Annotated in this window: 24 protein-coding genes; 9 read left to right on the forward strand and 15 right to left on the reverse strand. The window is 71.4% G+C overall.

Annotation, left to right across the window (positions count from 1 at the left end):
• Positions 1-119 precede the first annotated feature (119 nt).
• The 3 genes from SM418_RS27070 to SM418_RS27080 form a co-directional block, all read right to left on the reverse strand.
• Positions 120-617 (reverse strand): DinB family protein, encoded by a 498-nt coding sequence (locus SM418_RS27070; RefSeq protein ID WP_371946158.1) that lies wholly within the window; start codon positions 615-617, stop codon positions 120-122.
• Between the two features lie 267 nt (positions 618-884).
• Complete coding sequence (locus SM418_RS27075; protein WP_371946157.1) at positions 885-1,469, reverse strand: SH3 domain-containing protein; 585 nt, start codon at positions 1,467-1,469, stop codon at positions 885-887.
• Between the two features lie 635 nt (positions 1,470-2,104).
• On the reverse strand, positions 2,105-2,662 hold the full coding sequence (locus SM418_RS27080) for a TetR/AcrR family transcriptional regulator (protein WP_371946156.1): 558 nt from the start codon (positions 2,660-2,662) through the stop codon (positions 2,105-2,107).
• A 71-nt stretch (positions 2,663-2,733) separates the two neighbouring features.
• Here SM418_RS27080 and SM418_RS27085 point away from each other — a divergent pair, with 71 nt between their 5' ends.
• A complete protein-coding gene (locus SM418_RS27085) occupies positions 2,734-4,110 on the forward strand; it encodes an amidase (RefSeq protein ID WP_371946155.1) in 1,377 nt (458 codons plus the stop codon).
• Between the two features lie 58 nt (positions 4,111-4,168).
• On the opposite strand, the gene SM418_RS27090 is transcribed toward SM418_RS27085, so the two are convergent.
• The 5 genes from SM418_RS27090 to SM418_RS27110 all read right to left on the reverse strand — a co-directional run bounded on the left by SM418_RS27090 (position 4,169) and on the right by SM418_RS27110 (position 9,271).
• Positions 4,169-4,930 (reverse strand): glucose 1-dehydrogenase, encoded by a 762-nt coding sequence (locus tag SM418_RS27090; protein WP_371946154.1) that lies wholly within the window; start codon positions 4,928-4,930, stop codon positions 4,169-4,171.
• A gap of 69 nt (positions 4,931-4,999) precedes the next feature.
• A complete protein-coding gene (locus SM418_RS27095; protein WP_371946153.1) occupies positions 5,000-5,596 on the reverse strand; it encodes a TetR/AcrR family transcriptional regulator in 597 nt (198 codons plus the stop codon).
• Positions 5,597-5,681: 85 nt separating this feature from the next.
• Entirely contained in the window at positions 5,682-6,380 is a 699-nt protein-coding gene (nfi, locus tag SM418_RS27100; protein WP_371946152.1) for a deoxyribonuclease V, read from the reverse strand.
• A gap of 22 nt (positions 6,381-6,402) precedes the next feature.
• On the reverse strand, positions 6,403-7,563 hold the full coding sequence (locus SM418_RS27105) for a serine hydrolase domain-containing protein (RefSeq protein ID WP_371946151.1): 1,161 nt from the start codon (positions 7,561-7,563) through the stop codon (positions 6,403-6,405).
• 70 nt (positions 7,564-7,633) lie between these two features.
• Complete coding sequence (locus tag SM418_RS27110) at positions 7,634-9,271, reverse strand: bifunctional lysylphosphatidylglycerol flippase/synthetase MprF (protein ID WP_371966119.1); 1,638 nt, start codon at positions 9,269-9,271, stop codon at positions 7,634-7,636.
• Positions 9,272-9,488: 217 nt separating this feature from the next.
• Between SM418_RS27110 and SM418_RS27115 the strand changes: the two genes are divergently transcribed.
• Both SM418_RS27115 and SM418_RS27120 read left to right on the forward strand, forming a co-directional pair.
• Positions 9,489-9,944 (forward strand): flavodoxin family protein, encoded by a 456-nt coding sequence (locus SM418_RS27115; RefSeq protein ID WP_371946149.1) that lies wholly within the window; start codon positions 9,489-9,491, stop codon positions 9,942-9,944.
• Positions 9,945-9,982: 38 nt separating this feature from the next.
• Entirely contained in the window at positions 9,983-10,282 is a 300-nt protein-coding gene (locus SM418_RS27120; RefSeq protein WP_371946148.1) for a Dabb family protein, read from the forward strand.
• Between the two features lie 287 nt (positions 10,283-10,569).
• Here the strand turns inward: SM418_RS27120 and SM418_RS27125 are convergent, their stop codons facing one another.
• Together SM418_RS27125 and SM418_RS27130 are read right to left on the reverse strand one after the other, a co-directional pair.
• The gene (locus SM418_RS27125) at positions 10,570-10,800 is read right to left on the reverse strand and encodes a hypothetical protein (RefSeq protein WP_371946147.1); all 231 of its coding nucleotides are present in this window, start codon (positions 10,798-10,800) and stop codon (positions 10,570-10,572) included.
• Positions 10,801-11,051: 251 nt separating this feature from the next.
• Positions 11,052-11,720 carry a TetR/AcrR family transcriptional regulator gene (locus SM418_RS27130; RefSeq protein ID WP_371946146.1) on the reverse strand — a complete coding sequence of 223 codons (669 nt, stop codon included), beginning with the start codon at positions 11,718-11,720 and terminating at the stop codon, positions 11,052-11,054.
• Positions 11,721-11,848: 128 nt separating this feature from the next.
• Between SM418_RS27130 and SM418_RS27135 the strand changes: the two genes are divergently transcribed.
• A complete protein-coding gene (locus SM418_RS27135; protein ID WP_371946145.1) occupies positions 11,849-12,436 on the forward strand; it encodes an HAD family hydrolase in 588 nt (195 codons plus the stop codon).
• A 95-nt stretch (positions 12,437-12,531) separates the two neighbouring features.
• Here SM418_RS27135 and SM418_RS27140 read toward each other — a convergent pair whose 3' ends face one another.
• From SM418_RS27140 to SM418_RS27150, 3 genes are all read right to left on the reverse strand, one after another.
• A complete protein-coding gene (locus SM418_RS27140; protein ID WP_371946144.1) occupies positions 12,532-13,365 on the reverse strand; it encodes an SAM-dependent methyltransferase in 834 nt (277 codons plus the stop codon).
• A 446-nt stretch (positions 13,366-13,811) separates the two neighbouring features.
• Complete coding sequence (locus SM418_RS27145; protein ID WP_371946143.1) at positions 13,812-14,027, reverse strand: hypothetical protein; 216 nt, start codon at positions 14,025-14,027, stop codon at positions 13,812-13,814.
• A 15-nt stretch (positions 14,028-14,042) separates the two neighbouring features.
• A complete protein-coding gene (locus tag SM418_RS27150; protein WP_371946142.1) occupies positions 14,043-15,113 on the reverse strand; it encodes an Rv1352/Rv1906c domain-containing protein in 1,071 nt (356 codons plus the stop codon).
• Positions 15,114-15,216: 103 nt separating this feature from the next.
• On the opposite strand from SM418_RS27150, the gene SM418_RS27155 reads away from it, so the two are divergent.
• Positions 15,217-15,885, forward strand: coding sequence for a hypothetical protein (locus tag SM418_RS27155; protein ID WP_371946141.1), 669 nt, complete (start codon positions 15,217-15,219; stop codon positions 15,883-15,885).
• A 40-nt stretch (positions 15,886-15,925) separates the two neighbouring features.
• Here SM418_RS27155 and SM418_RS27160 read toward each other — a convergent pair whose 3' ends face one another.
• Both SM418_RS27160 and SM418_RS27165 read right to left on the reverse strand, forming a co-directional pair.
• Entirely contained in the window at positions 15,926-18,442 is a 2,517-nt protein-coding gene (locus SM418_RS27160) for a M14 family zinc carboxypeptidase (RefSeq protein WP_371946140.1), read from the reverse strand.
• A 54-nt stretch (positions 18,443-18,496) separates the two neighbouring features.
• Positions 18,497-19,201, reverse strand: coding sequence for a hypothetical protein (locus tag SM418_RS27165; RefSeq protein WP_371946139.1), 705 nt, complete (start codon positions 19,199-19,201; stop codon positions 18,497-18,499).
• Positions 19,202-19,386: 185 nt separating this feature from the next.
• Here SM418_RS27165 and SM418_RS27170 point away from each other — a divergent pair, with 185 nt between their 5' ends.
• The 4 genes from SM418_RS27170 (at position 19,387) to SM418_RS27185 (ending at position 23,500) form a co-directional block, all read left to right on the forward strand.
• Complete coding sequence (locus SM418_RS27170) at positions 19,387-19,680, forward strand: hypothetical protein (RefSeq protein WP_371946138.1); 294 nt, start codon at positions 19,387-19,389, stop codon at positions 19,678-19,680.
• A gap of 546 nt (positions 19,681-20,226) precedes the next feature.
• Positions 20,227-21,306, forward strand: a complete 1,080-nt coding sequence (locus tag SM418_RS27175) for a sugar ABC transporter substrate-binding protein (RefSeq protein ID WP_371946137.1) — start codon at positions 20,227-20,229, stop codon at positions 21,304-21,306.
• 114 nt (positions 21,307-21,420) lie between these two features.
• Complete coding sequence (locus SM418_RS27180; RefSeq protein ID WP_371946136.1) at positions 21,421-22,206, forward strand: ATP-binding cassette domain-containing protein; 786 nt, start codon at positions 21,421-21,423, stop codon at positions 22,204-22,206.
• A gap of 10 nt (positions 22,207-22,216) precedes the next feature.
• Positions 22,217-23,500 (forward strand): sugar ABC transporter permease, encoded by a 1,284-nt coding sequence (locus tag SM418_RS27185; RefSeq protein ID WP_371946135.1) that lies wholly within the window; start codon positions 22,217-22,219, stop codon positions 23,498-23,500.
• Positions 23,501-23,682: the final 182 nt, after the last annotated feature.

The following is a 23,682-nucleotide window of genomic DNA, read 5'->3' on the forward strand; positions in this document are numbered from 1 at the left end:
AACAAGATCCTTCCAGAAGGACCTCGTTGCAACAGACACTAGAAACCGCCGCGTCGGAGGCAACGACACGCCGCAAGTCAACGAGGTAGGCGACCCGGTCGACGTTCGTGGACACCGCACTAGTCACGCATGTGGTCGCCGGTCGCACCGTCGATCAGCTCCCGGACGATGTCCATGTGACCGGCGTGCCGCGCGGTCTCCTCGATCATGTGGATCAGCACCCACCGGAGCGTCACCGTCGCTCCGTGCCATGCGGTTCCGCGCGCCTCGACGTCCAGTTCCTCGATCACCCCGTCGGCCGCGGCCCGCGCCCTTCCGTAGAAGGCGACGATCGCCTCCGTGGTCTCGTCGGGCCCGACCCTCAGATCGGCGTCCGGGTCGTCCTCGTCGAAGGGCAGCGGCTCCGTCTTCCGCCCGAACGTCTCGCAGAACCACCCGTACTCGACGGCCGCCAGATGCTTGACCAGCCCGAGCAGGCTCGTCCCGGAAGGCGTCATCGCCCGGCGCGCCTGCGCCTCGTCCAGGCCCTGGAGCTTCCACAGCACCGCGTCCCGATGCCGGTCAAGCCCGGCTTTCAGGCTTTCCTTCTCTCCGCCCGTGAACGGCACGTTTTTCACCACGCAAGGCTACATTGCCCTCTGTGATGAATGGGAACCCTATTAGCCGCTTCTACACCGGCCGTTCGTCGGCGTCCGGTTCTCCCTCGGCCTGATCAGCCCGGCGCGCTCCGTTTCGGTCACCTCTCCACCATGGCGGCGCGGCTCGTCCTGCCCTTCTTCCTGTCGCTTACCACTGGGCTGGAGCGTCCCGTGGTGGTACAAGCGGCAGCGCAGGCAGACGTCATGAAAGGGCCGCCGCCCCGCGGGGCGGCGGCCCCTGCACGGTCAGCAGTTGTAGTACCGGACGTACCACTTGCCGTTGCCGTTGCCGAGCTTGTAGTCGGCGATCCAGCGGTTGGGGCTCATCCGAACCCACAGGTAGCCGTCCCGGCGCTGGATGGTGTCCCAGTCCGTCCAGACCTGGGAGCCGTGCGCCAGGGTGCCGACCCTGGGGTAGTGGATGCCCGGCCCGGTGCGGACGTTCAGCCCGTTCGTGGGCAGGACCGTTCCATGGCACCAGCGGGTGCGCTCCTCGTCCCGGCTGAGCAGCCGGTCCATCGCCCTGGCGGCGCCTTCCGGCCCCACGATGAGGGCGCCGGGCCCGTGCCCTTCTTCCTCTTCCTCCTGCGGCTGCTGGCCCGGCTGCTGCTGTTGGACCGGTGCCTGCTGCTGGTCAGGCGCCTCCTGCTGGGCCGGTGCCTGCTGGACCGGTGCCTGCTGCTGCTCCGGTGCCTGCTGGTCGATCTGCTGGTCCATCTGCTGGCCCGGCTCCGGCGGCGGAGCGGCCTCGGCGACCGCCCCGACGGTCAGCGTCCCGCCGGCGAGCACGCCCGCCACCAGCCCGGTAGCGAGCTTCGTACCTACGCGCATGTAACCCCTCCAGGTTCGTCCGACATGCAGTCAGGTCATTACCCGGAGTCATATTAGGTCGACCCAAAGTAACGAAAACTCTTGTTGTTCTTGCCGGGCGGCATGGCCTGGATCGCGCGCTTTCGGGCGAACTGATGCGGACATCCAGTGATGTTCCCGGCGTCATCCCCATGTGAGGATGCGGCAATGACCTCGCTGCTCACCCTCGTCGTCCCCGTTGTTCCTCGATTTCCGAGGCCGGGAACTGATCCCCTTCCTGTCGGGAGAGAGGGTCGCAGGAGCCAATCCGGAGAGCCGGCCTAAGCCGGGCGCGGTTCGGCTTCCCCGAAGCGTTCCCCGACGTCCCCTTGTTTTCGCAGGTAATCGGCCCTAGAAGCGACTTTCCGAGACATCCCCGGACGAGGCGCGAATAAGCCTGACTCAGGGGTTCCCTAAGTGAGGCTTAAGGGCGTTCTGCTGGGGCGGCCTGCGGCCTAACGTTGCGGGTGTCAGATTGAAGAGACGGCGGAGGTGCACAGGCGGAGAGCGAAGCGAACGTCGGCTGAGGTTCCGACTGAGGTTCCTGATTGAGACAGGTTTCTGGCCCGCACGGCCCCGTTACCCCGCTCTGGGGCCGTGCGGGCCAGAAACCTTTTTCACTGGGGGAGGGCGCCGAGGAGCAGGAGGCGGATGGCGTCCGCGGTGCCGGTGGCGGTCGTGTCGCCGGTGGCGAGGCGGCGGATGGCGAGGCCGTAGAGCATCGCGACGATCGCGGGGGCGTGCCGGTCGGCGTCCGGGATGTCGAGGGCCCTGAGGACGGCGGCGGCCAGGCGGTCGTACGCCTCGACGGAGCGCCGCGAGGTTTCGCGGAGGGCCGGGTCGCGGGCGGCGTGCAGGTGCAGTTCCAGGTTGGCTATCTGCTTCGGGCCGTCGGTGAAGTCGGCGACCGCCTTCTCGACCTGGTCGGCGGCCTGGACGGGAGCCATGCCGGAATCGGCGAGAGCCGTGACGTAGGCGGTGATGCGGGCTATCTCTTCTTCCACGAAGGTGTGCAGGGCCTCGCGGAGGAGGTCCTCCTGGCTGGGGAAGTGGTAGGTGAGGGAGCCGAGGGAGACGCCGGCCGCGCGGGCGACGGCGCGGTTGGTCACCGCGCCGATCCCCCGCTCACCGATGAGGTGGAGGGTGGCCTGGAGAATCCGGTCGCGGGCGCTCATCGGTGCTCAGTCTTCCCTACAGGTGATGGCATCAGTATCGTTCGTTCGAACGAACGATAGCGGGAGGTCGCGTGGTGCTGGGGCTCGCGGGGCAGGCGGAGGCGCTGGCGAGGGGCGAGATCTCGTCGAGCGAGCTGGTCGAGGACAGCCTGGAGTGCATCGGGCGGAAGGAGTCGCTCGGGGCGTTCCGGGTGGTGCGGGCCGAGGCGGCGGCGCAGGAGGCGCTGGAGGCCGACAAGCGGCTCGCGGACGGGGAGCGCCTGCCGCTGCTCGGCGTGCCCGTCGCCATCAAGGACGACACGGATCTCGCGGGGGAGACCACCCCGTTCGCGGTGGCGGGGGACCACCGGCCCGCGACGCGGGACGCCGAGGTCGTGCGCAGGCTGCGGGCCGCCGGGGCCGTGATCGTCGGGAAGACGACGACGTGCGAGCTCGGGTTGTGGCCGTTCAGCGAGTCGGCCGAGTACGGGTGCGCGAGGAATCCGTGGAATCCCGACTACACGCCGGGCGGGTCGTCGGGCGGTTCGGCGGCGGCCGTGGCGGCGGGAATGGTCGCCGGGGCCGTCGGGTCGGACGGTGCGGGATCCATTCGCATTCCCGCGGCGTGGACGGGCCTGATCGGCATCAAACCGCAGCGGGGAAGGGTTTCGGGGTACCCGCAGACCGATCCGTTCAACGGCATCACCGTCTGGGGGCCGCTGGCCAGGAGCGTCGAGGACGCCGCGCTGATGCTCGATGTGCTGAGCGGGAGTCACCCGGACGACGTGTATCAGGTCGACTTGCCGGTGAAGTCGTTCGCCGAGGCCGCGAGAAGGGAGCCCGGGAAGCTGCGGATAGCCGTTTCGTTCAGGACGGCCTTCGGCGTCAGCGGGAAGCTCGATCCGGAGATCCGGGCGGCGGTCGAGCGGCTCGCGAGAAGGCTGACCGATCTGGGGCACAAGGTCTTTCCCGCCGATCCCGACTACGGGCCGGTCGGGCTCGGGCTCGTTCCGCGCGGGACGGCCGGCGTCGCCGACTGGCTGGATTCCCTGCCGAACCCGCGGCCCGACCGCCGGACGGAGGTGGAGGCGCGCATCGGGCGGATCGCCGGGAAACGGCTCCTGCCGCTGGCGAAGAGGATGGACCCCTACCTGCGGCGGAAGGTCGGGCGCATCTTCCGGTTCGCCGACGTGGTGATGACGCCCACCACCGCCAAGCCGCCGTTGCGGATCGGGGCGTTCGATGGCGCCGGCTATCAGAAGACCCAGTCGGGGGTCGCCGCCGCGTGCCCCTATGCCTGGACGTGGAACGTGCTGGGGTGGCCGGGCGTGAACGTTCCGGCGGGGTTCACGAAGAGCGGTCTGCCGATCGGGGCCCAGCTTCTGGGGCATGACTCTGACGAGGCCACGCTCATCTCGCTCGCCGCACAGTTGGAGGGTATTGAGGGGTGGATCGAGCGGCGCCCGTAGGACCTGCGGCGGGCCGCGCCCCGCGACGAGGCCGCGGGGCGCGGGCGCAGGGGTGCGCTCAGTAGCCCGCTCCGGTCAGCATGCCGCCGTCGACCAGGACCTCGCTGCCGGTGCAGTAGGACGAGTCGTCCGAGGCCAGGTACACGACCAGGCCCGAGACCTCCTGGGACTTGGCCATGCGGCCGAGGGGCAGCGACTTCATGAACGCGTCCGCGCTGTCGGCCTTCGCCGCGATGATGTCGTCCTGCATGAACAGGGGGGTCACCACGCCGCCGGGGTGGATGGAGTTCACCCGGATGCCGTACTGGCCGAGTTCGCGGGCGGCGGACTTGGTCAGGCCGCGGACGCCGAACTTGCTGGCGCTGTAGGCGGCGAGGCCGGACGCGCCGATGAACCCCTCGGTCGAGGACACGTTGACGATCGAGCCGCCGCCCGCGTCCCGCATCGGCGCGGTCACCGACTTCACGCCGAGCCACTGGCCGACCAGGTTCACGTCCAGGATCGTGCGGAACTCGTCGAGCGCCATGTCCTCGATGGTCTTGTGCCGGATGATGCCGGCGTTGTTGACCAGGACGTTCAGGGCGCCGAACGCCTGCGTCGCGGTCTCGACGGCGGCCTGCCAGTCGTCGGGCGACGTCACGTCCATCCGGACGAACCGGGCGTCGTCCCCGAGGTCGGCGGCGAGCTTGGCGCCCTCCTCCTCCAGGACGTCGCCGAACACGACCTTGGCGCCCTCGTCCAGGAACCGGCGGACGTGCGACTTGCCCATCCCGCGCGCGCCACCGGTGATCAGCGCCACCTTGCCGTCAAGCTGCCCCATCAACGCTCCTCGTCGCCCGTTGCCACCACGCCAACCTAGCGAACGCTTGGTCAACGGAACAAGGCGCCCCTACCCGGTGCGCAGGCCGTCGAAGAGCAGCGCCAGCATCCGGTCGGCGTACGCGCCGGGATCGGGTGTGCGCTCGGCCGCGACGCCGATCGCGTTGGTGAGCCGCAGCAGGTCGCGAGGGTCGATTTCGGCGCGGACCGCCCCCGCCCGCTGCGCCCGGTCGAGCAGCCGGCCGAGCGCGTCGCAGATCGCGGCGGCGGAAGCGCCGAGACCGGTGGCGGCCCACTCCGCCGACATCGCCTCGATGATCACGGTGGACGTGCCGCGCGGGGTCGCCGCGCCGGCGAGGTAGCTGCGCAGCCAGCAGCCGAGTGCCGCCTCCGCGCCGAGCGCCGCCTCCGCGCCGGCCGGGGACGGCTCGGCGAGCAGGTCGTCGGCGTGCGCGAGGAGCGCCTCGATCCGCTCCCGCAGGACGGCGTGCAGCAGCGCGTCACGGGTCGGGAAGTGCCGGTAAAGCGTCCCGGATCCGACGCCCGCGCGCTTGGCGATGTCGTCAAGGGAGGCGCCCGTGCCGTTCTCCATGAAGGCCGTGCGGGCGGTCGTGATGAGTCGCTCGTAGTTGCGGCGGGCGTCGGCCCGCATCGGGCGGGTGTCCATGGGCACCGTCCAGCGGTGTGGCGATGACCTGCGGTGGTCGCCGCCTGGCTTTGGGACGAGCCTGCCACCTACCCGGGCGGTAGCGCTACCCGGCGCCGCCGGAGGACAGCGCGTCCCGCGACAGCCGATCGGCTCTGCGGGTGGTCTCCGGCAGCCGGTATTCGGGCGTGAGGGCGAGGACGTTCCGGCACGCCGTGTCGAGGTCGACGCGGTGGCCGACGGAGACGAACACCGGCTTCACGCCGTCCCGCGTGCGGAGCACACGGCCCACGACCTCTCCGCCGTCCAGCAGCGGGCTCGCGTCACCGCGCCGCGCGCCCGGCTCCTCGTAGGCGCCGATGAAGGCGGTCTTGCCGACGCCGACGGTCGGCAGGCCGGTCAGGACGCCGAGGTGGCAGGCGAGCCCGAACCGCCGGGGATGCGCGACCCCGAACCCGTCGCAGACCAGCAGGTCGGGCGTGGTCTTCAGGTCGCGGAGGGCGTCGAGCAGCGTCGGCAGCTCACGGAACGCGAACAGGCCCGGGACGTACGGGAACGCGGCCGTGCCGAGGGCGACCGACTCCTCCAGCACCTCCAGGGTCGTGCCGTCGAGGACGACCACGGCGGCGGCGAGCCGCGTCCCGGCTCCGCCGCCGTCGCCCGCGTAGGAGACGTCCAGCCCCGCGACCGTGCGCGGTGCGCCCGGCCCGGGGACGTCGAGTTCGAGCATCGGACGCAGCCGGTCCTGGATCGCCTCCGCCTCCTCCGCCGTGGACGGCCGGCCGTGCAGTTCCCGTACCAACATGCCTCGGGACGCTATCGCCTGCTCAGGACAGCGACGCGTAGGCGGCCTCGGTCAGCCGGTAGGCGCGCAGGTCGCCGGACGCCTGGTCGCCCATCAGGTTCGGCAGGTAGGCGAGCGCGAGCCCCGCGTCCGGGTCGCCGAGGCCGATGGACCCGCCCGCGCCGGTGTGCCCGAAGGCCGACGCCCGTCCCGCCTTCGGGACGAAGTACGTCTGGGCCGGGCGCATGAAACCGAGCCCGAACGAGCTGTCGACGAGCAGCGTCCGGTCCGGGCCGCTGACGCGCGGGCGCATCGCCTCCCGCAGCGTGTCCGGACGCAGGATCCGGCCCGCCACGAGGTCGCGGTAGAAGGCGGCGAACGCGGGCGCGGTGGCGAGCATCCCGGCGGACGGCCATCCGGCGCGCAGCACGACGGGGTTGTTGAAGCCGCCCTTGCCCGGGTGGGGGTTGTTCAGCGACCGGTTCATCGCGCTGTCCGGGTCCACGTAGGCGGCGGCGAGGCGCGTCAGCAGGTCGTGACCTGCGGCCCTCGGGGTGCCGGCCGCGCCGCGCCGCCCGGCCGACAGCCTCGCGGCCCGCTCGATCACGTCGTCGGGGGAGCCGATCCACATGTCGAGGTCGCGGGTGAACTCGTCCTTCACGAACGCGCCGACCGTCCTGCCCGAGTGGCGCCGGACGATCTCGCCGGCCAGCCAGCCGTAGGTCAGGGCGTGGTAGCCGTGCGCCTCGCCGGGCGTCCACTCCGGCGTCTGCGCGGCCAGCCGCGCCGCGAGCGCCGGGGCGTCCGCCGCCTCCTCCGCCGACACGGGACTGGCGAACGCGGGCAGGCCGACCTGGTGCGACAGCAGGTGGGCGGCGGTCGCGCCGTCCTTGCCCGCGGCGCCGAACTCCGGCCACCAGGCGGTCACCGGGCCGTCCACGTCGTAGGCGCCGCGCTCGGCGAGCAGCAGCGCGGCGGCGGCCGTGACCGCCTTGGTGCAGGAGAACCCGAAACAGGGCGTGCCGGGCAGCCACTCCCGGCCCGTGCGCCGGTCGGCGACGCCGCCCCACAGGTCGACGACCTTGCGGTCGCCCGCGTAGACGGCGACGGCGGCGCCCAGCTCGCGCCCCTCGGCGAAGTTCCGCTCGAACACCTCGCGGACGCCCGCGAACGCCGGATCGCAGTGCCCCTGCACAGTGCCCATCGCCGCATTCCTCTCCACCGGGGACTCCATAGAATCACGTTCTAGGATTTTCCGGCGCAGCGGGACGCGGTCAGCGGCCGAGGTGGTGGACGGGTTCGGTCAGCGGTTCGGCCGCGGGCAGGGCCGGGCGCGTGCGGCCGAACTCCAGGGTGAGCAGCGCGGCGGCCAGCGGGGCGATGTCGGACCACGAGCGGAAGACGACGTTGCGCGGCTTGTAGGACGGCCTGAACTTTTTGTTGAACAGGTACAGGGACTCGACGGCGATCCACGGGTCCAGCAGGTGGAGGGCCTGGTAGCCGGCCTTCTCCAGGAGCCCGCGCTCGTCGTTGTCGAGGAGTCCGCGGAAAGCGGCGAAGTTCAGCGAGACGGCGCCGTGCCCGTGCTCGGCCGCGTACTCGATCATCTCGACGATGAGGCGCTCGTTGACGCCGTTGGGCCCGCCGGGACTGCGGCGCATCGCGTCCAGGCTCACGCCCTGCCCGGCGGTGACGTAGCGCTGGAACGCGATGGGCTCCTTGTCCTCGTCGTAGGCGATCGCGACGATCGCTCCCGGGTGGTAGCCGGTGAGCAGCTCGTCCAGGTTCATGGAGAATCCGCGTTCGGCCGCGCCGTCGAGGGAGCGGGACGCGACGTCCAGCAACTGCTCGCGCAGCGCCGGCGTGAGTTCGCGTTCCGGGACGATCCGGGACGTGACGCCGGCGTTCTCGGTGCGCTTCACCGCCTGCCGGACGTTGCGCATCCGGCGGCCGCTCAGCGCGAACTCGCCGGGACGGACGATGACCTCGTCACCGAATCCGATCGTGCGGCACGGGCCCCAGGCGGGCAGCAGCTCCTCGCTCGCGCCGAGGACGGCCGGCCGCCAGCCGGTCGTCCGGCACATCGCGAGGAACGCGCGGACGGCATCGGTTCGCGAGGCGGGATCGCCGACGGGGTCGCCGCCCGCCACCGCGACGCCGAACAGGACGCGGTAGCCGATCGCGGCCCGCCCGTCCGCGCTGAACACGTACGCCTTGTCGCGGCGCAGCGCGAACGGGGCCAGCGTGTCGGAGCCGGGGTGCGCGACGAGGCCCGCGACGCGGCGGCGCTCCGGCTCGTCGCCGGGCGGCGGCGCGGGATCGGGCGCGAGCAGCGTGGTGACCAGTACGAGGAGCCCGGCGGCGCCGGCGACGCCGAGCGCGCCGGACAGCCAGGACGCGCCGTCCAGCGGCGCGCCGGTGGACCCGAGACCGGCGGCGACGGCGCCGACCGACCGGACCGACACGCCGCCGAACAGCAGCGATCCGACGATCGCGGCGACCACCAGCAGCGCGCCGGTCTTCACCGCCGTGCGGACGCGTTCGGGGTGCGGGCGCACCGGGAACCGGTCGCGCTCCAGCCACAGCCCGCCGAGCACGGCACCGAGGATCGGCAGCCGCCACAGCGGGTCCTCGCCGGTGACGACGGCGAGCAGGCCGAGGGCGACCAGCACGACGAGGCCGTACCAGGCGGCGCGGCGGAGCAGCAGGACGCCGCGGGCGACGAGCGCGAGCGCCAGGCCGAGGGCGATGGCGTGGGCGGGGGCGAGCGGGCTGCCGGTGACGAGCCGGGACGCCCCGCCGAGCCAGTGCGGGGAGCCGGACAGGGCCGGGACCGCGATGAGCACGGCGACGAGCGCCGTGGCCAGCGCGAGCGGCCGGACGGGCGGCGCGGGCCGTGCCGGTGGCGGCACGGCCGGTTTCCCTGGTTGCACGAAGGACACCTCCGGTGAACCCCCAACCAAGATCCTTTGGAACTCATTCCCCCGGCCGGGCGTTGGATATGCCTCCCAAGGGCAGCCTACGGTCCGGAGCACGGGCCGGGAACGGCTCTTCTGCCACGTCGGAGGGAGCCCCGGCACGGACGGGCATACCCGGCCGGCGGCGCCGGACACCGATAGTCTCGAGGTGATGAAGAGGCTCCTGCTCGTCCATCACACGCCGTCGCCGTCCGTGCAGGCGATGTTCGAGGCGGTGCGCGCGGGTGCGTCCACCGACGAGATCGAGGGCGTGGAGGTCGTGTCCCGGCCCGCGCTGACGGCGTCCGCCGTGGACGTCCTGGAGGCGGACGGCTATCTGCTCGGCTCGCCCGTCAACCTCGGCTACCTCTCCGGCGCGCTCAAGCACTTCTTCGACCAGATCTACTACCCCTGCCTGGAGGAGACGGTCCGCCGCCCGTTCGGGGCCTTCCTGCACGGCAACAACGACGCCACCGGGGCCCTGCGCGCGCTCGACTCCATCACGACGGGGCTGAAGTGGAAGGCCGTCCAGCCGCCGGTCGTGGTGACCGGCGAGCCCGGCAAGGCCGACATCGAGGCGTGCTGGGAACTCGGCGCGATCACCGCGGCGGAGCTCGGCGGCGGTTGAGCGGCCGGTCCGGGGCGGCCGGCCGATAGTTTGCCCGCATGAGTGGTTTCCGTCATGTGGTGATGTTCAAGTGGGCCGAGGGAACGACGACCGGCCAGCAGGACGAGGTCGCGGCGAAGCTGGGGCAACTGCCCGGCCGCATCCCCGAGATCGGGACGTACAGCATCGGGGTGGACGCGGGCGTGAACCCCGGCGCCTACGACTTCGTGGTCGTCGCGGACTTCGCCGACCGCGACGCCTACCTCGTCTACCGCGACCATCCGGCTCACCGCGCGATGATCGAGGAGTTCATCGCGCCGATCGTGGCGGAACGCGCCGCCATCCAGTACGAGACGTGACGGAGAAGATAACCGAGCAAGCGCTTGTGTCCGAACGGATTTCGGGTTAGTTTCTCCAGAGACGCCCGCTGGGGACGGATCGCGCCCCGTCCCCGGCGGGCGGCACGAACCCCGCCGGGGATCGCCCGGTGAGCCAGGCGAACGCCCGGGATGGACGGGCTCGCCGCCAACTTTCCGGATCTCATCCGATTGGCCTGAACGCCGAAGACGCACGCCGGCCCGACCCAGCACCGATGCGCGGGCATCGCGGAGGACGCGCGCCAGGGCGCACGCCGGCGGCGGGCCGGTCAGCCCCGGTTCCGCAGGCTCATGATCTCGTCGCGGAGCTGCTGCGGCGACGGCGCCTCCAGCAGCCGCGGCCCGTCCCGCAGCGGCACCATCGCCCACCACGAACCGGTCGCCTCGCCGTACCAGACGCGCACCCCTGGGAACTGTTCCTGAAGGCTCCGTGCCGTGGCGGCGCGCAGGGCCGCGGGCATGGGCTCGTCGCGACCGGCGGCGCCCCCTTGAGCCGTCATGTCGCCCTCCCCCCGTAGATCTCTCCAGTTACAGCGTCCCTATGGGCCAATGCGTCACCCCTACTCGGCAATTTGTGACTAAGCACACTATGGGGGTTAAGGACTGCACACAGTGGGATACCGCGCCGGGTGTACTTGAACGAAAGTATGCGGAGGGCCGGACGCGCCCCGTCCTCCGGGGTGCCGCTAGCCGTCCGCGCGCCGGACCACGGCGCGTCACGGGCCGTGGAGCGTCCGCGAGGCGCCCGAAGTCAGTGCAGGTTGATGCCGTCGAACATGACCTTGAGGTAGTGCTCCGCCAAGCCCTGGGCGTCCAGCCGGCCGCCCGGCCGGAACCAGCGGACCGCCACCCACACCGTGTCGCGGATCATCCGGTAGGTCAGCTTCGGGTCGAGGTCGGGGCGGAAGAGCCCTTCCTCCTGGCCCGCCTGGAGCGTGTCCACCCACATCTTCTCGACCTCGTCCTCGGACTTGATCAGGTAGGTGAACCGGTCCATGCCCTTCAGGTAGTTCCAGTCGTTCTGGATCACCGTGATGGCCGCCCGGTGCGGCTCCAGGGAGCCGAACGCGACCCGGACCAGCCCGCCGATCGTGTCGCGCGGGTTGCGGCGCTCGTCGATGACCGCCTGGTAGGACGCCATGATCTCGGTGTAGAAGCCGGCCAGGATCTCGTCCACGATCGACTCCTTGGAGTCGAAGTGGTGGTAGAGGCTGCCGGACAGGATGCCCGCCTCGTCGGCGATGTTGCGGACCGTGGTGGCCTGGAAGCCCTTCTCCGCGAAGAGCTCGGCCGCGAGTTTGACCAGATGCTCGCGCCGTTCCGACGCCAGGGCGGGCGAGCCCCTGCCCCGGCGGCGGGAGCCGCCCTCGCCCGCGGCACGGGTTCGGGATCGTCCGGACTTAGCGCTCGTGGTCGTCACCCTCTCATTATGCCGTGCCGCCCAACCGCTTGCTCGATTCGGCCGCCGCCCCAGGCTACGGCCTATTACCAAGCGCTTGCTACGCCTGTGGCGGAGGTATCTCGCGCGCGCCGCATAGGCTCGGACGCATGCCCGATGTGATCGTGTTCGACCTGTACGGAGTGATCGCCCGCACGCAGACTCCGGAGGCGATCCGGCGGATCGAGGGGATCGCCGGGACGTCCGGCCCCGCGTTCTGGGACGCCTACTGGGGCTGCCGTCCCGCCTACGACGCCGGCCAGGAGAGCGCGGCCTACTGGGCGGACGTCGCCGCCCGCCTCGGCGTCGCGTTCCCCGACGTCCCCGCGCTGATCGAGGCCGACCTCGACAGCTGGACGGACGTCGACGACGAGATGGTCGCCCTCGTCGGCGAGCTGGCCGACGAGGGCCGCACGCTCGGGCTGCTCTCGAACATCATCGGCGACCTGGTGCCCCGCATGGAGGCCCGGCACGGCGCCCTGCTCGACCGCTTCCACGCGCTCGTCTACTCCTGCCGGATCGGCGTCGCCAAGCCCGACCTCCGCGCCTTCGAGATCTGCGCCGAGCGCCTCGGCGTCAGGCCCGCCGACGTCCTCTTCTTCGACGACACCGAACGCAACATCGTCGCCGCCCGCGAGGCCGGCATGCGCGCCGAACTCTTCACCGGCCCCACCCAGATCCGCACCCTGCTCGCCTAGTAGCGCGGGCGGCCCGCCTGTCAGCTCCGTGCGGGTGCGAAATGATCTCGACTCTCGGACGTGCTCCGCCACCACCTGGACGAGATCCTCCCGCGCTAGGGCTTGCGGGCGACGCCGCCGAACGAGTCGATGGGGCGGGGCTCGGCGGCCTGCGGGAAGTCGGGACGCCATAGGGGAGTCGACGCGACGCCGGGCTCGACCAGCTCCAGGCCCTCGAACAGCGCCTCGATGTACTCCGGGGTGCGCGCGTGGTACGGGACGGTGCCCGCCTCCGCGCACAATCGGAGCGCCTCGCCCCGGGCGGTGGCCTCGGCGGGCGTCCACTCGTCCACGCCGAGGACGTTCGTCCCGTCGTTGATGGCCACGTAGCTGCCGGTCGGCAGCGCGTCCGTGAGCCGCCGGACGATGCTGGGTGGGTCGTCCTCGTCCGCGATGTTCCCGACGATGCCGAGGAGCAGCAACCCGACCGGCTGGGTGAAGTCGATGACGGACGCGGCCTCCTCGATGATCGTCTCGGGGGCGCGGACGTCGGCCTGGACGTAGGAGCAGGCCCCGTCCGGGACGCTCTTCAGCAGCGCGCGGGCATGGGCGACGACCAGCGGATCGTTGTCGACGTACACGACCCGCGAATTCCGCACGTCCCGCTGCGCGATCTCGTGGGTGTTGTCGACGGCGGGCAGCCCTGTCCCGATGTCGAGGAACTGCTTGATGCCCTGGCCGGTCATGAAATGCACGACGCGGACCAGGAACGCCCGCGACTGCCGCGCCACGTCCGCGATCTCCGGATACACCGCCGCGATCCTGTCCCCGATCTCCCGGTCGATCTCGTAGGTGTCCTTGCCGCCGAGCCAGTGATTCCACAACCGCGCCTGATGCGGTCGCGTCTTGTCGATGACAGGGCTCGACTGGGCTGCGCCGTCGTCCATCATGTGACCTTCCCGGAGGTTCCTGGCGAACTTCAGCACATCACCATAAACCCGTTGTGTGTATGGCTGTCATCCAGCAGGTCGCGCGACATTGCTGCCGCAGAATATGGCCGGATACGGTCACGGCGCTCCTGATGGACCCTGGATCGTCTCGGAAAGGACGTCGACCTCGACGGTTAATTATGGTCAGGGTCCTCCGGCTTTTCGGGCACCCGCTATGGAACAGCTGGGATGTGGGGCTGCCGCATAGGTCGCTGATCCTGATGATGTCGAACATAGAACAGGCCGTAGGTCGGTTCGGCGGAACCGGAAATACGTAGGCAAGTGCTGTCGGAGCCTATTAGATGATGGCCTGTCCAGGAAAGGTGAGCATTCTAAGTTGCTGATGACCTATGCAGGCGCTGAAACCGATGCGCTGACCTGATGAACGTCGTGCGAGAGGAGGCGCGTCAGTCGGGCATTGGAAAGAATCTGGCCAACGGGAGCAGGGCGGCCATGACCGCCAGACCGGCGAGCGCGAAGAGCGCGGCGCGCTTTCCGTCATATTTCGCCGCGCGGATGAGCAGATATCCTCCGCCGAGAAATCCCGTGGCGCCCACGAGCCCGCCGACGTAGAGGTAGATCGCTGACATGACGCCGAGCGCCGCGCCCGCTGCCATGGCCATACCGGGATAGGCCGCCTACCGCGGGGGCGGGAGTTCGCTGGCCGCTTCGGCGGCCTTGGCGAGGCGGTCGCGGAGGGTGCGCAGGAGTTCGTCGCCCTGGTCGGTGAGGCGCTCGATCGCGGGGAGCGCCAGGTCGTCGCGGACGGTGTCGGCGAGCAGTTCGTCGTACTCGTGGGCCTTCTCGGCGATCGCCTCCAGGTGGCGCTGGGCGCGCAGGACCTCGTCCGCCGACCTGGCGCGTTCGGCGTAGCGTTCCAGGGCCTCCACCCGGCGCGTCACCGCCTCCACCGAGATGTCCAGCTTGTCGCGCAGCGGGCGGAGGGCCGCCTCCACCTCGGGGATCGCGGCGGCCTCGGTCATCTCCGCCTGCTCGGTGCGCAGCTTCGACTGCTTCGCGAGGACCTGCGCGATCTCCCACTCCTGGCGGGGGAGCGTGACCGCGTTGTCCACCGCGTCCAGCAGGCCCTCGCGGTTCACGGCGGAGTCGCGGACGGAGTCGACCGCCGTTTGGACGCGGGCCAGCAGCTCGCGGCCGTCGTCGTCGAAGTCCTCGGGGGAAAGGTAGCGGTCGCGGCGCCGCTCCAGCTCGCGGGCGCGGCGCAGGTCGAGGGAGACCGACGGGGTGCCGAGCGCGACCAGCACGGCGAGCATGCCGAGGCCGATCAGCCAGAGGGAGCCGAGCAGCGGGGAGCCGATCAGGCCGAGGGCGAGCACCGTCAGCGGCGCCAGCCACATCAGCGGGCGGCGGCGGCCGACGATCGTGTCGAGTTCGGCGCGCAGTGCGGGGTCGGCGACCGGGCGCAGCTCGGCGGGGGAGCCGTCCGCGGGCGCGCTCGGGGCCCCGATCCGCTGCCAGGAGGTGGAGACGTGGGTCTCGAACGCGAAGTCGGTCCGCGCGATCTCGATCACGGTGGGGCCGGGGGGCAGCGGCCACGAGCCGACGGGGTCGCCGCCGCCCGGGCCGGTGAAGCGCACCCACCAGCCGCCCTTGCCGTCGTCGCATCGGTACCGGCCGGGCGCGACGTCGATACCGACGAAGTACGTTCCGACACCCGGTATGGAATCACTCCATGCGCCTCTGGTCACGGGCGACCTCCCCTTACCTGCACGACGTCCGGGGAACGGTAAGAGTTGCATTACCCCACATCCGCCCGGGAAAAGCCGGATCTGGTTTTGGAATACTCCTCGGGTGCGACCTGACTACGACCCCCTCGATGATCCGCCCTGGGCGATGCAGCTGGTGGTACGCGCCGAGAAGTCCGGCCCGCCTGGCCATGGCGCCGTCTGCGAGGCGGCCGCGACCGCGGTCGTCCGGCTGCTCACCGACCCGCGCGCCGTCGAGGGCGAGTGGCGGGAGGCCGTCCGCGAGTGGGAGTCGCGGCGCATACGGAAGGTGACGAGGCGGGCGCGCGGGGTGCGGTGGCCGGAGGCGGAGGCGCTGCCCGGCGTCACGGTCGAGCACGCGGGCGCGCAGGTGCGGGCCTTCCCGCCCGGTCCCGTGTCGGACGTCCCGCCGCAGCTCGCGAAACTCCAGGTCGCCGGTCTCGACCTCGCCGAGGCCGGGGAGCCCGCCCCGCCGCCGGAACCCCCGTACGCGGCGATCGCCCTCAACCCGGACGTGACGATCACGACCGGGAAGGCCGCCGCGCAGTGCGGGCACGCCGCCCAGCTGCTCCTCCGGCGGGGCCGCCGCAAGGACGTGGCGGCGTGGGTCGAGGCCGGCGCGCCCGTACGCCTGGCCCGTGACGTCCCGTGGCGCACGTGCGTGAAGAAGGCGACCGTCGCGGTGCGCGACGGCGGTTTCACCGAGGTTCCGTCCGGCACGATGACCGCGATCGCATGGATCGTCCGTAAGTAGGGCGCGGCGTGCCGGACGCGCCGGCACGCCGCGCGGCCGATCAGGGGAGGACGACGGCGACCGGAGTGATGCCGGCCTCGCGGATGAGGGACGGGAGGCGCCCGGCGAACGGGTGGTGGTCCACCGGCAGCCCCCGCGGGTTGTCGATCACGTAGTGGACGACGCCGCCGGAACGGGACTCGGCCCATCGCGCGCCGGCCGACCGCAGCACGGACGCGGCCTTCGCGGCGTCCGCCGACTTCACCGACACGCGGATCGGCGACTCATACGAAGGCAGCTCAGCCGCCTCCTGCACGGCCTTCGCCGTTCCCTGGGCGACCGGGGCCTTCGCCGGGTCGGGGCCGAGGATCGCGTTGTAGAGCAGTTTGGCCGTGCCGTCGCTGAACGCGCGGAAGTTCGGCTCCGCCGCGAACAGCACGGAACGCCCGCCGCCGACGGGCTGGTCGACCACGGCCGCGGTGCCGCCCAGTTCGGCCGCGCCCCGCTCGAACCCGGAGGTGAACCAGTCGGGCGAACCGACCTCCGGATACGACACGGCGACGCCGCTGGACGCGTTCATCACCAGGTCGTAGGAGGTGAAGTTCCAGGCCGTCGCGCCGACGCCCTTCGACAGCGGACTCGACCCGTCCACCCGCACGCGGAACAGCGTGCCGGGAATGTCGGACGTGGGCTCGGCCAGGGTCGCGGTCGTCAGGCCGAGCCGCGCGGCGAGCTGCGTGCCGCCCTGCCAGCCGATGTACCGGCCGCCGTCCCGCGTCCACCGCTGGAGCGCGGCCCGCCCGGCGTCGCCGAGCGCGGTGTAGGCGGACGACGCCGGGCCGTCCGGCGTGACCAGGACCTCGATGCCGTCCAGCTTGCCCGCCGCCACGTCCGCCGGGGTGAGCGGCGTGAACGGCAGGTTCCACTCGCGGTCGAGGCGGTGCCGCAGCCAGCCGGTCGACTGGCGCGCCGCCGACGACGTCGCCGACAGCTGCAGGACGCCGAGCTTCGGCGCCTTGCCCTCATGGCCCGGACGCGCCGCCGGAAGCGTCGGCACCGGCACGGCCTGCGGACGCAGGTCGGCTCCGGACGACCCTCCGGACACGTTCCCGAGCAGCGGCAGGCTCCACGCCGTCACGTCGTAGAAGTACGGGAACGGGGTGTAGGAGTCCTCGTTCAACATGGCCTGGATCCAGTGCTTCTGGCCCTGCGCCATCGAGATCCAGTACGTACCCGCCGGCAGCTCCGTCCTGGCCTCGGCGCGTCCGTACGCCTTGAAGTCCGGAACGGTCAGCGGGCGGACGAGTTTCTCGACCCGCACCCCCATGCGCTGCAGCCGCCGCACGATCAGCCGGACCTCGGCGCGCTTGGCCGGGTCGTCGTCGCGCAGGAAGTAGCCGCGCACCTTCCGGTCGGGGACCTGCCGGTCGATCTGGTTCGGCGGGTTGTAGATCTGGTTGGGCTCCAGCGTCCCGGCCCTGCCCTGCGCCTCGGCGTCCACGGTCATCTGGCGCCACTGCGTGAGGATGCGGTGCCGGGCGCGGGCCGCCGCCGACAGCGACACCCACTGGGTGAGGTACTGCTCCTTCACGCGCTCCGGGTACGGGCTGCCGTCGCCCTTCTCGTACGTCATCCCGGCGGCGTGGAAGGCGCTGGTCGGGACCGAGTCGCCGTACCCCTGGTAGAAGAGGTCGTAGACGTCGCGGTTGAAGAAGTCGATGCCCTGCCGCGTGAACTCGGCGGCCATCGCCGCGCCGTACAGGTCGTTGATCCAGCCGACGGCCTGCTCGGGCGTCTCGTGGTAGATCGGGTCGGCGTTCGGCGGGAAGAAGTAGGACGTCCCACCCATCTCGTGCGCGTCGATGTAGAGCGCCGGCGGGTACTGGTTCAGCATCGCCAGCTTGCCGTCGGTCTCCGGCTGCGTGCGCGCGAACCAGTCGCGGTTCATGTCGAAGCCGTAGGCGTTCTGGCGCGTGTTCAGCTCGCGTCCGTCCGGGTTCTGCGTCGGCAGGACGATGACGAGCGCGTTGTCGAGGATCGTCGTGGCGGCGCAGTCGGTGCGGTCGCCGAGGTCGCGGAGGACCCGCAGCGCCGCGTCGGTGCCGCTCGGCTCGTCACCGTGGACGTTGCCGCTGATCCACAGGATCGGGACGCCGCGCTCGGTGATCCGCCGCGCGAGCGCCTCCGGGGTGCGGGGGTCGCGGAGCAGCCCGGCCTCCCGCCGCACCTTGGCCAGCCCCGCCTTGGACAGCAGCGCGGGACGCCCGGCGATCGCGTACTTGAGCGGACGTCCCTGCGCGGTCGTGGCCAGCGTCCCGGACACGACGCGCTCGCTCCCGGCGGCGACCGCCTCCAGGTAGGCGTCGGACTGGGCGGCGCTGACCGGCCGCTCACCGAGGTCGAAGCCGAGGACCTGCTCGGGAGTGGGGACCTTGCCCCGGTAGACCGGTGCGGTCCGTGTCGGGTCGCACGCTCCCGCGGGTGCGGCGGGACGTGCCGATGCGGGCGCCGCGAGCGACGCGGGCACCGCCAGGGACACCGCCAGCACCAGCGGCAACGCCAGTTTTCGCGCTCTCATGAGGCACAACTTGACATCAGGCGGAGGCCGCACCAATGGCAACTTCTGCCAAGATCAGTCGCGCTTTTCGGGGCGCGGGCGCGGCCCGGTGAGCGCCGCGGCCCGGTTGATCGCCTGGAGCGCGAACTCCTGGGTGCGGGTGAGCCCGCCCGGCCCGGCCGGTGACGGGCCGGGCCCGGCGCTCCCGGACGCGCCCGCGAGCTGCGCCTTCGCGCTGAACCCGTAGGACAGGAACAGCAGCACGACGAACGCCGCCAGGTAGAGCAGGTGCTCGATCAGGCCGCCCCAGCGGCCCGTGAAGACGTCCAGGACGGCGAACATCGCGAACCCGGCCATCCAGCCCGCGAGCGGCGGGACGAACAGCATGTCGCGGCGGAGCGCCATGCCCGCCACGGCGCTGAGGACGAGCAGCGCCTGGACCACCTTGACGAGGACCAGGACGCCCGCCGCGGGGCCGGAGCCGAAATAGCCCTCGGCCTCGTCCGTCCGGTCGCCCCACAGCAGCACCGCGCTGACCAGGCCCGCCGTGCCGTAGGCGATGAGGAACACGCCGACCGCGTAGTGGAACCGGTGCCACGTCCGCGCTCCCGATGCCGGGCGCCCGCTCCGCTCCCGGTCCGGCGCCGCGGCCCGCAATGGGACCGGCGCCGCGCCGGGTGCGGTCGGCGGTGCGACGCCGACGGCCGGAGTGGCGTCCGGGTCGGATCCTGGATCGGGGCCCGCGCCCACCGTCATCTTCGCCCCCATGTGCCCGTTCATGTGTTACGCGCAAGATATCCCGGATAGGGTCCCGGGGACCTCCGAAACGCGGGCCGCCCGCGCCTCCCGCGTCGCCGGCCGCGCGGTGACGCACCGCGCTGACCAGCCGATGTGCTTGCGCGCCGGCCGGTGAAGGGGGAGGGTGAAGACACGTCGGGCCGCGCGGAGTCCGTGAGGGAACAAGGATGACGCCTGACGATACGGGAACGGCCGCGCCGTCGAAGACGCGGATCGAATATCTGGAAGAGCTCGGGGCCGAGCTGGTCGAGCGCGGCCTCCGGGTGCGCCTCACGCTGCCCCGGGGCCAGTCGCCGAGCCTGCACGTGATGAACCCGGACGCCGCCGCCCTCACCGAGAACATCCTCGCCGAGCAGGGCGCCGACGGCTGGTGGTACTGGTGGTCGTGGGCGGAGCGCATCGCGCCCGCCGCCGACGTCGCCTCCGCCGCCGACCGCGTGGCCCGCGTCCTTTCCGCCTGATCGCACCGGGTCCTTGAAGAACTCGGTCCGCCCGAAGATATCGGTCCGTGTGACGACCCGGTCCGCCTGAGCGCCTGGTCGGCCTGAGCACCTGGTCGGCCTGAGCACCTTGCTTCGCCTGAGCACCTCGGCGCGCCGTCCACCGGCGTCGCCGGTGTAGCGCTGCCCTCGCAAGGCCGCACTCGCGGCGGCCAGGCCCGCACGACGGTCCCCGGAGGGGCGGGGCCGACCGTGACCGGCGTCACGGTGAATGTTGAGACGCCAAACATTTCCAACGCCGTGGCCGGAAGCCAGGACGTGCCCGTCCACCGCCGCGCCCCCGCGTCCTGAACGGGCCTCAGCGCGTGTCACCCATGGTGATCTCGCGTTACATGATTGTTATCGCGCACAACAAATCAACATCCGGACGGGTCTGGCGTGACCGACAAGTGCGACATAAGTTGCGGGACACAACATTCGTCCCCGGTGGACGCCTGACCTCGCTCACCGGGTCCGAAGACCCCCGGCCGCGGCACGGCGGCCTCCCCCCCAGAAAGGACCCGGGCAATGCGCAAGGGGATCCTCAGCCTGACGGCCCTCGCGACGGCCGCGGCGCTCAGCCTCACCGCGTGCGGGGACGACGGCGACGACTCCGGCGGAGACGCGGCCAAGGGCAAGGTCGGCGTGATCCTGCCCGACACGGCCTCGTCCGCGCGCTGGGAGAACTTCGACCGGCCCTACCTCGAGCAGGCGTTCAAGACGGCCGGCGTCGAGAGCGACATCCAGAACGCCGAGGGCTCGGCCCAGCGGTTCCAGACCATCGCCGACCAGATGCTGACCAGCGGCGTCACCGTCCTGCTCGTCACCGGGCTGGACTCCAACTCCGCAGCCGCCGTGCAGCGCAAGGCGCAGGCGCAGGGCGTCAAGACCATCGACTACGACCGCCTCACCCTCGGCGGCGTCGCCGACTACTACGTCTCCTTCAACAACGTGAAGGTCGGCGAGGAGATGGGCACCGGCCTGCAGAAGTGCCTGGGGGACAAGGGCGCGAACATCGTCTACCTGAACGGCGCCCCGTCCGACAACAACGCGACGCTCTTCGCCAGGGGCGCGCACAACGTCCTCGACAAGGTCTCCGCCTACAAGAAGGTCGCCGAGCAGCCCGTCCCGGACTGGGAGGCCGAGAAGGCCGCGACCCTGTTCGAGCAGATGTGGACCGAGCAGCACGGCAAGATCGACGGCGTCCTCGCCGCGAACGACAACCTCGCCAACGCGGTGATCTCGATCCTGAAGAAGAACCAGCGGGCGGGCAAGGTCCCGGTGACCGGCCAGGACGCCACCGTGCAGGGCCTGCAGAACATCCTCGACGGCACGCAGTGCATGTCGGTCCACAAGCCGACCAAGCAGGAGGCGGACGCCGCCGTCAAGCTCGCCGTCGCGCTGATCAAGGGCGAGAAGGGCGCGACCACCGCCACCGAGCACGACCCGGTCGGCAAGCGGGACGTCCCGTCGGTGCTGCTGAGCCCGGTCGGCATCACCAAGGAGAACATCAAGCGGGTCATCGACGACGGCGCCGTCAAGACGGCCGACCTCTGCAAGGGGGCGTACGCGGCCAAGTGCAAGGCCGCCGGCATCACGGCCCAGTGACGACCCCCGCCGAACCTCGTGGCGGGCCCCGCACCGCTGAGGGCGTCCCGGGTACCCGGAAACCCGGGGCGCAGGGGCCCGCCACGGGCGCGCGCAGAACCTGGAAGGAAGCACGTGGCTGAAAACGGAGACCCCGTCCTCCGCCTGACCGGGCTCAACAAGAGCTTCGGCGCCGTCCACGTCCTGCACGACGTGGACTTCACGCTGCGGCTCGGCGAGGTCGTGGCCCTCGTCGGCGACAACGGAGCGGGCAAGTCGACGCTGATCAAGTGCATCGCCGGCATCCACCCGATCGACTCGGGGCGGATCGAGTTCGACGGGCGCCCGGTGGCGATCGACGGGCCGCGCGCCGCGTCCGATCTCGGCATCGAGGTCGTCTACCAGGACCTCGCGCTCGCCGACAATCTGGACATCGTGCAGAACATGTTCCTCGGCCGCGAACGCCGCGCCGGCCTCGTGCTGGACGAGGCGTCCATGGAGGAGTCCGCCCGGGAGGTCCTCGCCCGGCTGTCGGTCCGCACCGTCAAGTCCGTCCGCCAGCAGGTGTCCAGCCTGTCCGGGGGGCAGCGGCAGACGGTCGCCATCGCCAAGGCCGCGCTGTGGGAGTCCAAGGTCGTGATCCTGGACGAGCCCACCGCCGCGCTCGGCGTCGCCCAGACCCAGCAGGTGCTCAACCTCGTCCGGCGCCTCGCCGACAGCGGCCACGCCGTCGCGCTGATCTCGCACAACATGAACGACGTCTTCGAGGTGGCCGACCGCATCACCGCCCTGTACCTCGGCCGCGTCGCCGCGGACGTCGCCCGCTCCGAGGTCACCCACGGCCAGGTCGTGGAACTCATCACCGCCGGACGTTCCGGTGATCTCGGCCTCGCGCCGACGACCGCCGCCGAGAGCATCTGAAGGGGGACGCGTGTCCACCGACCTCCCGGGCCCGAAGGAGACCGCCATGACGCTGGCGGACTCGGACTTCGCGACCGACCGGCGCGAGCACGACATGAAGTCGGCGGCGCTGGACTACTGGAACAAGATCAAATCCGGTGAGCTGGGGGCGCTTCCCGCGATCCTCGGCCTGATCTCCCTGGTCATCCTGTTCACCGCCCTGAAACCCGACACGTTCCTCAGCAAGGCGAACGTCGCGAACCTGTCCACCCAGGCGCTGCCCATCACCATCCTCGCGATGGGCCTGGTGTTCGTCCTGCTGGTCGGCGAGATCGACCTGTCGGCGGGCGTCGCGAGCGGGCTCAGCGCGGCCGTCATGGCCAAGATCCTCGTGGACGTGGGCCAGCCCTGGTACGTCGCGATCATCAGCGCGGTGGCGACCGGCATCATCATCGGCACCGTGATCGGCTGGCTCGTCTCGGTGCTGCGCATCCCGTCGTTCGTCGTCACGCTCGCGTTCTTCCTCGGGCTGCAGGGCATCACGCTGCGGCTGATCGGCGAGGGCGGCACCGTGCCCGTCCGCGACGACGTCATCGTGGCGCTCGCCACCAAGAACATGCCGATCTGGCTCGGCTGGACGCTCGCCGTGGCCTGCTCCGCCGGCTACACCGCGACGCAGGTGCTGCGCTGGCGCCGCCAGCGCGTCCGCGAGCTGCACTCCAGGCCGCTGGAGTTCGTGCTCGCCCAGTCCGGCGTCGTCGCCGCCGCGCTGCTGATCAGCACCTACGTGCTCAGCCAGGACCGCGCGCCCAGCCCGCTGATCACGCTGGGCGGCATCCCGTGGGGCGTCCTGCTGGTCGGCGTCCTGCTGATCGTCTGCACGTTCGTGCTGGGCCGCACCGCCTACGGCCGGCACATCTACGCCGTCGGCGGCAACGCCGAGGCCGCGCGCCGGGCCGGCATCAACGTCGTCCGCATCCGGATCTCCGTCTTCATGATCGGGTCCGGGCTGGCGGCGGTGAGCGGCATCGTGGCCGCGTCCCGGCTCAACTCGGTCGCCGTCAACGCGGGCGCGGGCAACACGCTGCTGTACGCGGTCGGCGCCGCCGTCATCGGCGGGACGAGCCTGTTCGGCGGGCGCGGCAAGGCCCGCGACGCCATCCTCGGCGGGCTCGTCATCGCGATCATCGAGAACGGGCTGGGACTGCTCGGCACCAAGGCCTACCTGAGCTTCCTCATCACCGGGGTGGTGCTCCTGCTCGCCGCCACCATGGACGCGCTGGCCAGGCGCCGGCGGACGTCCACCGGACGATGAGCCCCGGCCGGGCGGAAGCCGGGCGGGGCGAACCGGTGAACGCGGCCGGGGACGCGGGGGAGCAGATGGCCCGCACCATCGACTCCCCGGCGTGGCCACGCGGGGATCGTGCCGTTACCGAGGCCGTGAGCACTGCTGCTACGCTCACGGAGCATGACCGCCTGGCGCGCGGCGGCGGTGTG

This window comes from Actinomadura chokoriensis (assembly GCF_041463665.1).
Lineage (GTDB): Bacteria > Actinomycetota > Actinomycetes > Streptosporangiales > Streptosporangiaceae > Spirillospora > Spirillospora chokoriensis_A.